This window comes from Pseudomonas sp. AC532 (assembly GCF_979258965.1).
Genome location: NZ_OZ409888.1, coordinates 4,993,959 through 5,008,281, shown reverse-complemented (window position 1 = coordinate 5,008,281; position 14,323 = coordinate 4,993,959). Strand labels below are relative to the sequence as shown.

Annotated in this window: 12 protein-coding genes; 2 read left to right on the top strand and 10 right to left on the bottom strand. The window is 64.2% G+C overall.

The window, feature by feature from the left end:
* Positions 1 to 64: 64 nt before the first annotated feature.
* Together ACZ0AV_RS23340 and ACZ0AV_RS23335 are read left to right on the top strand one after the other, a co-directional pair.
* Entirely contained in the window at positions 65 to 1,270 is a 1,206-nt protein-coding gene (locus ACZ0AV_RS23340; RefSeq protein ID WP_499153210.1) for a CaiB/BaiF CoA transferase family protein, read from the top strand.
* A gap of 234 nt (positions 1,271 to 1,504) precedes the next feature.
* Positions 1,505 to 2,440: a hydroxymethylglutaryl-CoA lyase gene (locus ACZ0AV_RS23335; RefSeq protein ID WP_499153209.1), complete on the top strand. Its 936-nt coding sequence runs from the start codon at positions 1,505 to 1,507 to the stop codon at positions 2,438 to 2,440.
* Between the two features lie 120 nt (positions 2,441 to 2,560).
* Here the strand turns inward: ACZ0AV_RS23335 and ACZ0AV_RS23330 are convergent, their stop codons facing one another.
* The 10 genes from ACZ0AV_RS23330 to ACZ0AV_RS23285 all read right to left on the bottom strand — a co-directional run bounded on the left by ACZ0AV_RS23330 (position 2,561) and on the right by ACZ0AV_RS23285 (position 14,185).
* Positions 2,561 to 4,087, bottom strand: a complete 1,527-nt coding sequence (locus ACZ0AV_RS23330) for a DHA2 family efflux MFS transporter permease subunit (RefSeq protein ID WP_499153208.1) — start codon at positions 4,085 to 4,087, stop codon at positions 2,561 to 2,563.
* 1 nt (position 4,088) lies between these two features.
* Positions 4,089 to 5,285: an HlyD family secretion protein gene (locus ACZ0AV_RS23325; RefSeq protein ID WP_499153207.1), complete on the bottom strand. Its 1,197-nt coding sequence runs from the start codon at positions 5,283 to 5,285 to the stop codon at positions 4,089 to 4,091.
* 9 nt (positions 5,286 to 5,294) lie between these two features.
* A complete protein-coding gene (locus tag ACZ0AV_RS23320; protein WP_499153206.1) occupies positions 5,295 to 6,740 on the bottom strand; it encodes an efflux transporter outer membrane subunit in 1,446 nt (481 codons plus the stop codon).
* Positions 6,740 to 7,207, bottom strand: a complete 468-nt coding sequence (locus ACZ0AV_RS23315; RefSeq protein WP_499153205.1) for a MarR family winged helix-turn-helix transcriptional regulator — start codon at positions 7,205 to 7,207, stop codon at positions 6,740 to 6,742. Before ACZ0AV_RS23315 ends, ACZ0AV_RS23320 begins: the two co-directional genes overlap by 1 nt.
* Before the next feature lie 336 nt (positions 7,208 to 7,543).
* The gene (locus ACZ0AV_RS23310; protein ID WP_499153204.1) at positions 7,544 to 8,212 is read right to left on the bottom strand and encodes a nitroreductase; all 669 of its coding nucleotides are present in this window, start codon (positions 8,210 to 8,212) and stop codon (positions 7,544 to 7,546) included.
* A 91-nt stretch (positions 8,213 to 8,303) separates the two neighbouring features.
* A complete protein-coding gene (locus tag ACZ0AV_RS23305) occupies positions 8,304 to 9,314 on the bottom strand; it encodes a TRAP transporter substrate-binding protein (RefSeq protein ID WP_499153203.1) in 1,011 nt (336 codons plus the stop codon).
* A gap of 115 nt (positions 9,315 to 9,429) precedes the next feature.
* Positions 9,430 to 10,248 carry an HpcH/HpaI aldolase/citrate lyase family protein gene (locus ACZ0AV_RS23300; RefSeq protein WP_499153202.1) on the bottom strand — a complete coding sequence of 273 codons (819 nt, stop codon included), beginning with the start codon at positions 10,246 to 10,248 and terminating at the stop codon, positions 9,430 to 9,432.
* A 131-nt stretch (positions 10,249 to 10,379) separates the two neighbouring features.
* Positions 10,380 to 11,582 (bottom strand): CaiB/BaiF CoA transferase family protein, encoded by a 1,203-nt coding sequence (locus tag ACZ0AV_RS23295; RefSeq protein ID WP_499153201.1) that lies wholly within the window; start codon positions 11,580 to 11,582, stop codon positions 10,380 to 10,382.
* Between the two features lie 79 nt (positions 11,583 to 11,661).
* Positions 11,662 to 13,011 carry an MmgE/PrpD family protein gene (locus ACZ0AV_RS23290; protein ID WP_499153200.1) on the bottom strand — a complete coding sequence of 450 codons (1,350 nt, stop codon included), beginning with the start codon at positions 13,009 to 13,011 and terminating at the stop codon, positions 11,662 to 11,664.
* 10 nt (positions 13,012 to 13,021) lie between these two features.
* On the bottom strand, positions 13,022 to 14,185 hold the full coding sequence (locus tag ACZ0AV_RS23285; RefSeq protein WP_499153199.1) for an acyl-CoA dehydrogenase family protein: 1,164 nt from the start codon (positions 14,183 to 14,185) through the stop codon (positions 13,022 to 13,024).
* Between the last annotated feature and the right edge of the window lie 138 nt (positions 14,186 to 14,323).

Genomic DNA, 14,323 nt, shown 5'->3' with positions numbered 1-14,323 from the left:
TGCCGCCAGGCCCGCCATGGGCGATGCTCGCCGTCATCGACCCAAGTGACCGGGAATTCAGCTCATGTCTGCCAACTTCACTGCCGCACCCATGGCCCTGGCCGGGCTCAAGGTCATCGAAATGGGCCAGCTGATTGCCGGCCCCTTCGCCAGCAAGATGCTCGGCGAGTTCGGTGCCGAGGTGATCAAGATCGAGCCGCCGGGTATCGGTGACCCGCTGCGCAAATGGCGCAAGATCAAGGACGGCACGTCACTCTGGTGGCACGTTCAGTCACGCAACAAGCGGTCGCTGACCCTCAACCTCAAGGAGGCCGAAGGCCAGGACATCGTCCGCCGCCTGGTCGCCGAAGCCGACATTCTGGTGGAGAACTTCCGCCCTGGCACCTTGGAAGAATGGGGCCTGGGCTGGGATGAACTGTCCCGCATCAACCCGCGACTGATCATGCTGCGCATCTCCGGCTACGGGCAGACCGGCCCCTACCGCGACCTGCCGGGCTTCGGCGTGATAGGTGAAGCGATGGGCGGCCTGCGCCACCTGTCGGGCTACCCTGGCCAGGCGCCGGTGCGCGTTGGCGTAAGCATCGGTGACTCGTTGTCGTCACTGTACGGGGTGATCGGTGTACTGCTCGCCCTGCAGGAGCGCAACCGCAGCGGCCAGGGCCAGCAGATCGACGTCGCACTGTACGAATCGGTGTTCGCAATGATGGAAAGCCTGGTGCCCGAATACGACGCCTTCGGCTACGTTCGTGAACCAGCCGGCAGCGCCCTGCCCGGCATTACCCCCTCCAATTCCTACCCGTGCAATGACGGCAGCTACGTGTTGATCGCCGGCAATGGCGACAGCATCTACAAGCGCCTGATGAACCTGATCGACCGTACCGATCTGGCCGACGACCCGCGCCTGGCGCAGAACGACGGTCGCAGCCAGCACGCCGAGATGATCGATGCCGCCATCGGTGAATGGACGGCGCAACGCGGCCGAGACGAGGTGATCGAGGCGCTCAAGGCCGCCCGCGTGCCCGCCGGTTATCCCTACACCGCCGCCGATATCGTCGGTGACCCGCATTACCTCGCGCGGCAGATGATCGAGACGGTACAGACCAGCGCCGGCCCACTGAAGGTTCCCGGCGTGCTGCCCAAACTCAGCCGCACGCCGGGCCGCATCGGCGAAGGTGGCCCGCAACTGGGCGAACACACCGATGACGTATTGGCCGGCTTGGGCCTGAGCGACGAGCAGGTTCGCGGCCTGCGCGAACGCGGAATTATTTGAGGCAGCTATTGCAGATAGCTCCCACGCTCCAGCGTGGAAGATCAGATTCGTAGGGTGGATGACGCTTCACCCATCCACCGTTATGCAAACCAGTGGTGGATGAAAAGAGCGTCATCCACCCTACCCAGCTGTCAGGGCCGTAGGGTGGACAACGCGAAGCGTGTCCACCAAGGCGCAAGAGCAACGACAACCCTCAGAGCGCTATCCAGACTGGCGCTCAAACGGAATCCAATCATGACCAAACGCCTCTATATTCAGGACGTCGCCACCCGTGACGGTTTCCAGATCGAAGCGGCCTTCGTGCCGACCGAAGACAAGATCGCGCTGATCGACCAACTGTCGCAGACCGGCCTGGCAAAGATCGAAGTCACCTCGTTCACCTCGCCCAAGGCGATCCCCAACCTGCGTGATGCCGAAGAGGTGATGCGCGGCATCAAGCGCGTACCGGGCGTGGAATACACCGTGCTGGTGCCCAACGTGCGCGGCTGCGAACGGGCGCTGTCGTGCCAGGTGGACGAGATCAACCTGGTGATGTCGGCCAGCGATACCCACGGCCTGGCCAACCTGCGCATGACGCCGGAGCAGTCGCTGGCGCAGTTCCGCGAGATCATCGAGGTCAGCCGAGGCAGCGGCGTGTTCCTCAATGCCTCGCTGTCGACAACATTCGGTTGCCCCTTCGAGGGCACGGTGCCCGAGGCACGCGTCCACGAGCTGACCCAGCGCCTGCTCGAACTCGGCGTGCAGGGCGTTACGCTCTGCGACACCACCGGCATGGCCGATCCGGCGCAGGTCGAACGCATCTGCCGCGAATCACTGCAACGCTGGCCCGAGGCGGTGTTCACCGCGCATTTCCACAACACCCGCGGCATGGGCCTGGCCAACGCGCTGGCAGCGTTGAATGCCGGCATCGACCGTTTCGACGCGTCCCTCGGTGGGCTGGGCGGCTGCCCCTATGCGCCAGGCGCCAGCGGCAATATATGCACCGAGGACCTGGTGCACATGTTCCAGCGCATGGGCCTGGAGACGGGTGTGAACCTCGACGCCCTGCTCGAAGCAGCCGCTACACTGCCCGAGCTGATCGGCCATGACGTACCCGGCGCAATCCTCAAGGCCGGCAAGTCGGATCGTCGCTACCCGAAACCGAAATGGATGAGCGAAGCAGGCGCCTGATCGAACGACCGTAGCCTGCGGTTGAGCGCAGCGATACCCAGGAAACCAGCCCCGGGTATCACTTCGTTCAACCCGGGCTACCTGGGCAGGGTCACCAGGACGTCCGCGAACAGTCAGTCATCAATGCCCGCCGCCGGCTTCCGCACCCTTGGCCGAGAACGGCGGTTTGGCCAGGTAGATGATCAGGATCAGGCCGAGGAACAACCAGCCCATCATCGTGAAGTAATCCACCGTCGAGAGCATGTAGGCCTGGCTTTCCACCACCCGGTCGACCTGCAGGTACGCCGTTTGCGAGGCACCGCCCAGGTGTTCCAGGTACTGCTGGGTGGCCGGGTCGTAGGCGGTGACGTGCTCGGTCAGTTGCGCGTGGTGGTAAATCTCCCGGCGGTGCCAGATCCAGGTGGTCAGCGACGAAGCGAAGCTGCCGCCCAGCACACGCAGGAAGGTCGCCAGGCCGGAGCCGTCGGCAATGTCCTTGGGCGGCAGGCTGGAGAGCAGAATACTGGTGGTCGGCATGAAAAACAGCGCGATGCCCAACCCCATGAATACCTGCACTTCGGCGATGTGCCGGTAGTCGACTTCCGTGTTGAACGAGGCACGCATGAAACACGAGGCGCCGATCACCAGGAACGAGCCGCCCGCCAACAGGCGCAGGTCGAACTTGTGGGCGTACTTGCCCACCAGCGGCGACAGGAACAACGGCAGGATGCCGATCGGCGCCGCCGCCAGCCCGGCCCAGATCGGCGTGTAGCCCAACTGGGTCTGCAACCACTGCGGCAGCAGCAGGTTGATGCCGAAGAACCCCGAATAACCCAACACCAGCGCCAGGGTGCCAAAGGTGAAGTTGCGGTACATGAACAGGCGCAGGTTGATGATCGGGTGTTGGTCGGTCAGCTCCCAGATCACCAGGGCCACCAGGGAAACCACCGAGATGGCGGTGCCGATCTGGATGAAGGTCGATTCGAACCAGTCCAGGTCGTTGCCCTTGTCGAGCACCACCTGCAGCACGCCGACGCCCAGCACCAGCAACATCAGCCCGACGTAGTCGATGGGCTGGTGCTGGGTGGTTTCCGGGCGGTTGCGCATCTGCGTCCAGACCACCAGGGTGGCGAGGATGCCGATCGGCACGTTGATGAAGAAGATCCACGGCCAGCTGTAGCTGTCGGTGATCCAGCCGCCGGCAATCGGCCCGATGATCGGCGCCACTACCGTGACCATCGCCAGCAGCGCCAGGGCCATGCCGCGCTTGGCACTGGGAAAGATCGCCAATAGCAGGGTCTGCGCCATTGGATACAGCGGCCCGGCGACCAACCCCTGCAGGGCACGGAACACCACCAATTCCGGCATCGAGCGGGCGATGCCACACAGGAACGAGGTGATCACGAACAGCACCACCGCGGCGAGAAACAGCTTCACCTCGCCGAAGCGCCGCGCCAGCCAGCCGGTCAGCGGCAAGGCGATGGCGTTGCACACGGCAAACGAGGTGATCACCCAGGTGCCCTGCTCCGAGCTGACGCCCAGGTTGCCGGAGATGGTCGGCAGGGCGACGTTGGCGATGGTGGTGTCGAGCACCTGCATGAAGGTCGCCAGGGAGATGCCGATGGTGGCCAGCAACATGCTCGCCGGGCGAAAGTTGGCGTCGCTCATGTCAGCCCTGCTTCGTCGAGCGGCTGGCCTGGCCGAGGGTCGGGCCATTGGCGTGGATGATCTGTTCGATCAGCGCATCGGCCTCGACCAGCGGCGCGTCGTACACGGCAGTGGTGAAACGCGGCTCGCTCGGCATCTGCGTGGACAGCTGCGCGCCGCTCTGGTCGTGCAGGTCGACGGTCACCGCGGTGGACAGGCCGATACGCAGCGGGTGGCTCTGCAGCGCTTGTTCGTCGAGACGAATGCGCACGGGCAGGCGCTGCACGATCTTGATCCAGTTGCCGCTGGCGTTCTGCGCCGGCAACAGCGAGAACGCACTGCCGGTACCCACGCCGAGGCTCTCGACGTGGCCCTGATAGGTCACCTCGTCGCCATACAGATCAGCCTCGACGGTCACCGGCTGGCCGATGCGCATCTCGCGCAGCTGGGTTTCCTTGAAGTTGGCGTCGATCCAGATCTCGTGCAGCGGCACCACGGCCATCAGCGCGGCACCGGGTTGAATGCGGCTGCCGACCTGCACGGAGCGCTGTGCCACGTAGCCGCTGACCGGCGCTACCAGGGTGCTGCGGGCGTGATTGAGAAAGGCCTGACGCAGCTGCGCGGCGGCACTTTTCACATCCGGGTGCGAGGCGATCACGGTGTCGTCGACCAGTGCCTGGTTGGTATCCAGTTGCTGCTGGGCGGAGGTCAGTGCGCTCTGGGCACTGCTCAGGGTGTCTTGCGCATGGGCCAGTTCCTCGCGGGAAATCGCCCCGTTGCGAGCCAGGGTCACGCGCCGCTGGTAGTCCGCCTTGGCGCGTTGCACATCGATCTTGCGCGATGCCACCTGGGCCTTGTAACTGTCGACGTTGCTGTACAGCCCGCGCACCTGGCGGACCGTGCGGGCCAGGTTGGCCTCTGCACTCTGCTGGGCCACTTCGGTGTCGGCCGGGTCCAGCCACACCAGCGGCTGGCCGGCTTCGACGTAGTCACCGTCATCCACGGCGATGCGCGTGACGGTGCCGGTGATCTGCGGGGTGATCTGCACCAGGTTGCCGCCGACATAGGCGTCGTCGGTTTCTTCATAGAAGCGGCCGTACAGCTCGTGGTAGGCGAAAATTGCCGCGCTGCACAGCACGACGATGACGCCCAGGCCCAACAGCAGGCGTTTGCGCTTGCCCGAATTCGGGTTGGCGGCGTTGGCTTGAGATTCGGTCATGACAAGGACTCAGCGTGCGGAAGTGGATGACGGAGCGGTAGCTTCGAAGCCACCACCCAGGGCCTGCATCAGCAGCACCGAGGCGTCGATACGCTCGGCACGCAGATTGGCCAACTGGCGTTCGCTCTGCAGCAGTTGCTGCTCGACGCTCAACGCGTCGAGGTAATTACCGATGCCATCGGCGTAGCGTTGCATGGCGATGTCGTACGAACTGCGGGCGATATCGCGGGCCCGTTGCTGCTGTTCTATCTGCTGCTCGAGGGAACGGATGCGGCTGATACCATCGCCGATGTCGCCCAGCGCGCCGACCAGGGTCTGGTTGTACTGCGCCACGGCCACGTCGTAATCGGCATTGCGGCCGGCCAGGGTGGCACGGCGGCTGCCACCATCGAAGATCGGCAGACTGAGCGCCGGGCCAACACTGAAGAAGCGACTGGCGCCACCGAACATGGCGTCACCGAGCAGCGACTTGCTGCCCGCGGCAACACTCAGGTTGAGGTTGGGATAGAAGTCGGCCTTGCTGGCATCGATGTCCCGGGTAGCCGCTTCGACGCGCCAGCGCGCAGCGACCAGGTCGGGACGACGGCCGAGCAGTTCGGCCGGCACGTTGGCCGGCAAGCTGACCGCCGTGGGGGCGATCAGCTGGGGCCGCGGCAGCGTAGCGCCGCGATCCGGGCCCTGGCCGAGCAACACCGCCAGGCGAATGCGCGCGCTGTCGACCTGCCCAGTGGCGGCGGTCAGGCTGGCTTCGGCGGCGGCTTCCAGGCTCTGCGTCTGTTGCAGTTGATATTCGCTGTCCAGGCCGGCGTCGACCCGGCTGCGGGCCAGGCCGAGCATGTCGCGGCTGCGCTTGAGATCCTGCCGGGCAAGCTCCTGGGTGGCGTAGGTCAGGCCCAGATCGTTGTAGGCGCGGGTCACCTCGGCGGCCAGGGTCAGGCGTGCGCCCTGGCGATCCACTTCACTGGCACGGGCACGGCCCAGGGCCGCTTCCCACGCAGCGCGCTCACCACCCCACAGGTCGAAGCGGTAACCGCCGTCCAATGACAGAGTGCGCAAGGTGCCGTAGCGGCCGCCCTGCCCGCTGGGGTCATCGACCCGGGCGGAGCGTGAGCGGGTCACATTGGCATTGGCATCCAGGGTGGGCTGGCGCTGCGCGTCGGCGGCCAGCACCGCGGCACTGGCCTGCCGGGCACGGGCATCGGCAACCTGGAGATCCGGGCTGCTGCGCAGGGCTTCGTCGATCAGCGCGTTGAGCTGGGGGTCGCCGAGACGGTTCCACCAATCGGTGGCCGGCCAGGCGGCTGGCGACAGGTTGCCGGTGAAGGTCTGCCCTTTCAGGCTGGTGGCATCCAGCGTGTGGCCTTCGGTGTGCAAGCCGTCCTGCGAGGCACAGGCGACCAGCAACAGCGCGCTGAAAATCAGGGACAGGGGGGTACGCAACGGCATGGTCTTCATCATTCTCCTGGCATATAAGGCAACGCATCGGCGGCCATCAGCATCTTTTTCAGCAGGCGCTGGAATTCGTCGAGCTCGCCTGGGCTCAGGCAGCCCGTCAGTTCATTGGTGGCGTCTGCCGCGATCTGCGGCACCTGCACACCAAGCGCCTTGCCGGCCTCGGTGAGCGTGAGGCGCACCTGACGGCGATCCGCAACGCTGCGCTCGCGGGTCAGCAGGCCCTTTTGCTCGAGGCGGTCGAGCATGCGGGTCATCGCCCCGCTGTCGAGGCTGAGCAGTCGCACCAGATCAGCCGAGCTACTGGCTCGCTCCTGGCTGATCAACAGCACGATCTTGAATTGCGCAGCCGTGACGCCGTGGTCCAGCAAATGGCGGTCGAGCAGGCGGTCCTTGAGCTGGTTGATCAAGGCGATCAGGTGACCCGGTGAGTGCTGGAGCGAAAAACGCTCCCGGTCGAAATGTCGCATCGCAATTACCTGCCCAGGCAGTGAATGCCATGCAGATTACTGCCCAGGCAGCGATCAGCCCAATTACATTTCGTAATACTTGTTATCAATTTCAGAAATACTTTGAAATGTTTAGGGGTTTTAAAAGGACTTTCTGGAGGCTGGGTGGGTTCAGGGGATTTGTGGGGCGCGGTTGTTACGGGGGGTTATTGGAAGGGCTTACAACAAGGGCGACGGCCCTGGGTTTCGCGGGCTCAACCCAGGCTACGGTCAGGTAGCCCGGCGTCGAGCGAAGCGACACCCGGGATCATGGTAGATGCGATTCAGTTGCGCCGTTGCGCATTCGAATGGCCCTCCTCATTCCACAAAGGTGCAGAAAGCCTCGAGGGGCAGGCGCTCGCTGGCCAGCCGATTGACCGGCGCCTCGGGGTCGGCATAGCCCACGGCGATAGCGCAGTGCAGCATGTACTCGGCCGGCATCTGCAGAAACGCTTCGACGCTGTGGTGATAGCGTGTCCAGCAGGCTTGCGGGCAGCTGTCCAGGCCGTGCTCCTTGAGCAGCAACATCAGGCTCTGCTGATACATACCCAGATCGGCCCATTGCCCGGGCCCCATGCAACGGTCCACGGAAAAGAACAACGCACAAGGCGCCTCGAAGAAGCGAAAGTTGCGGGCGAACCAGTCCAGGCGCCCGGGCTTGTCCTCGCGGCCAATGCCTAGCAGTGCGTACATCTGCTCGCCCACCTCGAACCGCGAGGTGCGGTAAGGCTCCTGCAGGGGCTGCGGATACACCGCGTAATCGGCGAGATCGGGCTCTGGATCACTCGCCAGCCGCCTGCCGATATCCGCGACGAAACGCGCCAGCGCATCACCTTGCAGCACATGGATTCGCCAGGGCTGCAGGTTGCCACTGGACGGCGCCCGCGCCGCCTGTTCCAGCAGCTCGCGCAGCAACGCCAACGGTACCTGCAGGTCGAGAAAGGCGCGCACGCTGCGACGCTCACGCAAAGCCTGGCTGACCTTCATGCTCTCTCCTCGCTTGTGATTAACGTCGCCATCAAAACAAAGGCCACCTCCCGAGGGAAGCGGCCTCCGTTGTGCGCGATTCAACGCCCCATCACTGGGCCTGGTTGGCGGCCTCCGCTGCCTTGATCAGGTCGGCGCCGATATCGCTTTCGAACTTCTTCCACACCGGGCGCATGGCTTCGCGCCATTGCTCACGCTCTTCAGGGGTCAGCTCGATGATCTTGCTGGTGCCCGCCTTGACGATGGCGGCGCGGGCTTCCTTGTTGAGTTCATCGGCCTGGCGATTCACCTCGGCGGTGACCTCGACCATGATCTTGTCCAGCTCGGTACGCACCTCTGCCGGCAGTCCGTTCCAGAACTTGGTGTTGGTTATCACCATGTAGTCGATCAAGCCATGGTTGGACTCGGTGAAGAACGGCTGCACCTCATGCACCTTCTGGCTGAAGTAATTGGACCAGGTGTTCTCGGTGCCATTCACCACGCCGGTCTGCAGGCCCTGGTAGACCTCGGCGAAGCTCATCTTGCGCGGTGCCGCACGCAGCGCCTTGAACTGCTCGTCGAGTACCGCAGAGGCCTGCACGCGGAACTTGAGCCCGCGGGCATCCTTGGGTTCGCGCATTGCCTTGTTGGCCGACAGTTGCTTCAGGCCGTTGTGCCAGTAGGCCAGGCCGGTAATGCCTTTGCCTTCCATGCTGGTCAGCAGCGCCTTGCCCTGCTCGCTGCTCTGGAAGCGGTCGACCGCCGCCATGTTGTCGAACAGAAATGGCAGGTCATAGATCTGGATTGGCTTGGCGTAATGCTCGAACTTGGCCAGCGATGGCGCCAGCAACTGCACGTCGCCAAGCAGCAACGCTTCCATTTCCTTGCCGTCACCGAACAGCGACGAGTTGGGGTACACCTCGACCTTCACACGCCCCGGCAGGCGCTCTTCGGCGAGCTTCTTGAACAGCAGCGCGCCCTGCCCTTTGGGCGTGTGATCCGCCACTACGTGGGCGAATTTGATGCTGATAGGAGCGGTCGGCCTGGAATCGGCGGCGTGCAATACGCCAGCCACGGAGAGTGAGACGGCGCAGACCAGCGCCTTCATGGAAAGCTTCAGCATGGGGTAACCTCATTTTGTTTTTGTAAGTAGGTACAAGCTGTTTATCGCGCTCTCGCCATCCGTGGAATTCGTGATTCTCCAAAGCTGCCTTCGGCACTGCCGAACGCTCGCTCATTCAGTTGCCGGCACGCTCGACGATGCGTCTGGCGCGGCCGACGACCGGCGCGTCGACCATCTGTCCATCGATCACGAAAACACCGTCGCCGCTTTCGCCCGCCTGCAATACCCGGCGTGCCCAAGCCAGTTCTTCAGCCGAAGGCGCCAGCGCCTGATGCACCACGACAACCTGGCTGGGATGGATACATAGCAGGCCGCCGAAGCCCATATCTCGCGCGTCGCGGCTGACGCGGTCGAGGCCGGCCTGATCCTGGATCGCCGGAAATACGCTATCCAGTGGCGCGGCCAACCCGGCCAGGCAGCTGTGCAGCAGGATCGCGTAACGCGCCTGGTCGAGCATCCGCTCGGCCGCCGGCGTGCCGCTGTTCAGGCCAAGGTCGAGGCCCAGATCCAGGCCGCCGAATGACAGCCTTTCAACGCCTGGCGCGGCGGAGATGGCCGGCAGCTCATGCAAGCCACGAGCGCTTTCGATGATTGGCCAAACCGGCTTTCCTGCCTCAGCGACTCGTGCCACCTGCGCGGCATTTTCCACCTTGGGCAATAGCACGCCGATAACGCCGGCGTGACGCCTGCACAGCGCGATGTCATCGCTGTGGCCAGCATGTTCGGGCGAGTTGATGCGCACCAGCAGGCGCGCGTCAGGGTTTTCGGTCAGAAAACGGTCGAGGTTGCCGCGGGCCTCCACCTTGAGGCTTTCCTGAACGGCATCTTCGAGGTCGACGATCACCGCGTCGGCCCCACTGGCCAGGGCCTTGGGGATGCGTTCAGGTCGCGAAGCGGGCACGAATAATGCGGTACGAATGATGGAGGTCGTCATGGCATCTGCTTCCTGACGTGAAATTGGTTAATTGGAAGGGAGCATTCAGGGGCTAAGCTGATCGCGATCTGAATGTGGGAGCGGGCGGGGCCGCTCCCACAGAAACTCCCGATCATGGCATCACCACAACCTCACACCGCCCCGCTGACCTTCAAGCCGGCTATCTGCGCCTCGCCATACCCCAGCTCGACGAGCAGCGCCTCGGTGTGCTCGCCCAGTGCCGGCACCGCATCCATCCGCGCCGTGAAGGCACTATTGCTGCCGGGCGGCAACAAGGCCGGCAGCGCTCCGGCCGGGCTGTCGACCTGGCGCCAGCGGTCACGTGCCTTGAGCTGCGGATGATTCCATACACCGGCCATGTCGTTGACGTGGGCGCTGGCGATCTGCGCCTGCTCCAGCCGCTCGATCACTTGCTCGGCGGTCAGCGCAGCAAAGGTTTCGACGATGATCGCGCGCAGTGCTTCGCGGTTGGCCGAGCGCTTCGAGTTGGTGCTGAAGCGCTCATCGCCGGCCAGTGCCGGCTGTAGCAGCACGCGCTCACAGAACGCCTGCCATTCGCGCTCGTTCTGCAAGCCGAGCATCACTGTGCCGCCATCGCCGGACGGAAAAGGCCCGTAAGGATAGATGGTCGAGTGGGCGGCCCCGGCACGCGGCGGCGGCGTGGCACCGTCGTACGCGTAATACAGGGGATAACCCATCCACTCGACCAGGCTCTCGAGCATGCTCACGTCGATGCGGCTGCCCAGGCCGGTTCTGCCGCGCAGCAGCAGCGCCGTGAGGATGTTGCTGTAGGCGTACATGCCGGCAGCGATATCGGCGATCGAGCAACCGGCCTTGGCCAGCTCATCTTCACCCGCGCCGCCGGTAACCGAGAGAAAACCGCCCTCGCTCTGAATCAACAGGTCATAGGCTTTCTTCTTCTCGTAGCTGCCGCCATCGCCGTAGCCGGAGATGTCGCAGACGATCAGTTTCGGGAAACGCTCATGCAGCGCTTCGAACGACAGCCCCATCCGCGCAGCCGCGCCGGGAGCGAGGTTCTGCACCAGCACGTCGGCCTTGGCCAGCAGGTTGTCGAGCACCTCGCCGGCATCGTCCTGCTTGAGGTCCAGGGTCAGGCTTTCCTTGGAACGGTTGGTCCACACGAAGTGCGAGGCCAGGCCGTTGACGCGCTCGTCATAACCGCGAGCGAAGTCGCCGCTGCCGGGGCGCTCGACCTTGATCACGCGGGCGCCCATGTCGGCCAACTGGCGGGTGCAGAACGGCGCCGCGATGGCGTGCTCCAGGCTGACCACGGTAATGCCGTCCAGTGGCCGGGGTTGTTGTGCGTTATTCATGTCCAGATCCTGTTCCGTAGGGTGGATCGGGACGCGTAGTCCGCGCTTTACCGATCCACCGGAAAATCGAAGCGAGCCGTCAGGCCAGGTTGCTCAACTCATCGGTGTCACGCAGGCGCCAGACGCGGGCGATCAACTCGCCCGCCTGGTCGCTGCTGCGCTTGCCGGCGAAGGCCAGCAGGCGGCGGAACTTGTCTTCCAGCTCGCCGCGGCTGAGGGTGTTGCCAGGATCGCCCTTGGGCTCGTCGATGGCACCGCGCAAGGTGCGGCCGTCGGTGGTGACCACTTCGACCCGGCCCAGCCAACGCGCCGGGTAAGCGCCATCCACCTCGGGATCGAGGCGCATGCTGACCTTGTCGCGAAAGGCCGCAACATCGGCATCGCTGAGCGACAGGTTTTCGAATTCGGTGAGCTGCGCCTTGCCATGCACGGCGATCAGACCAAGCACAGTGCCCATGGAGAACTTCGCCTGGTGCACGGTCTGCGGCACCACCACTCGGCCGAGCACATCGATGGCGCCCTGGTGCACATGGGTGATCACCTGCCTGATGTCGCCATGCCGCAGGCCTTCGCGCCGCATCAGGTCCAGTAGCGCATCGGCGGCCGGGTGGGTGTGGCGGCACGAGGCGTGGAATTTGAACGAGGTTTCCACCAGCGCCCAGCGGCTGCCGAGACGATCCGACAATTTACTGGGATTGGCATCGCTGGACATGCCGGCAGCCATGCCCTGCTCGCCTTCGAGAATGTTCTGTGCGCCGGTCAGGCCCTGCTCGGTGAAATACGCGGCCAGCAGGCCATCGGCTGCGGCCTTGGCGGTGTGCAGCTGCTTGGAGTCGGCGGCGTCACGCAGGAACTCCCACAACCCGGCAGCCTGGGTGCCGGCATTGCCGAGCAGGTGCACGAACTGCTGTTTGTCGAAGTCCAGCAGCTTGCCCACCGCCACGGCAGCGGCCAGGGTGCCGACCGTGGCCGTGGTGTGGAAGATGCGGTAATGGGAGCGACCAAGGAATTCACCAATGCGAATGCCCGCCTCATAGCCCGCCACCGAGGCCAGCAACAGCTCGCGGCCGGACTTGCCCAGGTCCTGCGCCGCCGCCAGGGCCGCCGGGAATACCACGGTAGCCGGGTGCAGCACCGAACTGTTGTGCAGGTCATCCTGCTCGACCAGATGGGACGAAGCGCCGTTGACCAGCGCCGCAAAGTACGCCGAAGTGCCGCGGCCGTTGACCAGGATGCGCGCCGGGCCATCGGCCGGGCCCATCTTCTGCGCATAGGCTTCGAACAGCGGAATCGGCCGAGCGCCTTCACTGGCCAGCGCCGACCCGAGCCAGTCGAGGAACAGGTCTTCGGTGCGATCGAGCACGCTTGCGGGAATCTGCCCGTAATTGAGGTCGGCGAGAAAGCCCGCCAGGGCCTGGGTATGGCTCATGACGTGCTCCTCAGAAACTGCGTGGCAGTTCGAGCAGGTGCTCGGCCACGTAGGACATGATCAGGTTGGTGGAGATTGGCGCCACCTGGTACAGGCGGGTCTCGCGGAACTTGCGTTCGACATCGTATTCGTTGGCGAAACCGAAACCGCCATGGGTCTGCAGGCACGCATTGGCCGCCGCCCAGGACGCTTCCGCCGCCAGGTACTTGGCCATGTTGGCGCTGGCCCCGGCGTTTTCGCCGCGGTCGTACTGCTCGCAGGCGCGCCAGCGCATCAGGTCGGCGGCTTCGACTTCGATATGCGCCTTGGCGATGGGAAACTGCACGCCCTGGTTCTGGCCGATCGGGCGGCCGAATACCACGCGATCACGGGCGTAGGCACTGGCTTTCTCGATGAACCAGCGACCATCGCCGATGCACTCGGCGGCGATCAGCGTGCGCTCGGCATTCAGGCCGTCGAGGATGTAGCGAAAGCCCTTGCCCTCCTCGCCGATCAAACTGCTGGCCGGGATTTCCAGGTTGTCGAAGAACAGCTCGTTGGTCTCGTGGTTGACCATGTTGGCGATCGGCTGCACGGTCAGGCCGTTGCCAATGGCCTCGCGCAGGTCGACCAGAAAGATCGACATGCCTTCGGATTTCTTCTTCACCTCGGCGAGCGGCGTGGTGCGCGCCAGCAGGATCATCAGGTCGGAATGCTGGATGCGCGAGATCCACACCTTCTGGCCATTGATCACGTACGTGTCGCCCTGGCGCACGGCGGTGGTCTTGATCTTGGTGGTATCGGTACCGGTGGTGGGCTCGGTGACGCCCATGGACTGCAGGCGCAGCTCGCCGCTGGCCAGTTTCGGCAGGTAGTAGCTTTTCTGCTCGTCGCTGCCGTTACGCAGCAGGGTGAACATGTTGTACATCTGCCCGTGGATGGTGCCGGAGTTGCCGCCGCAGCGGTTCACTTCCTCGAGAATCACCGAAGCCTCGGCCAGGCCCAGGCCAGAGCCGCCGTATTGTTCCGGGATCATCGCCGACAGCCAGCCAGCTTCGGTCATGGCCGCCACGAAGGCTTCCGGAAAGCCCTTCTGTTCATCGATCTTGCGCCAGTACTCGGCAGGGAATTCGGCACACAGACCGCGTACGCCTTCGCGGATGAAATTCAGTTCTTCGCTCTGTTCCGGAGTCATCTCGGTTCCTCGCTTGTTCTTGTAAGAGCCTGCCAACGATCGTTAGCTGTGTAGGGTGGACCGGGGCGCGTAGCTAACGCTCTTTTTGTCCACCATTGCGATTGCAGAACGGTGGACGGATCGCGCCGCGCAGGTGAA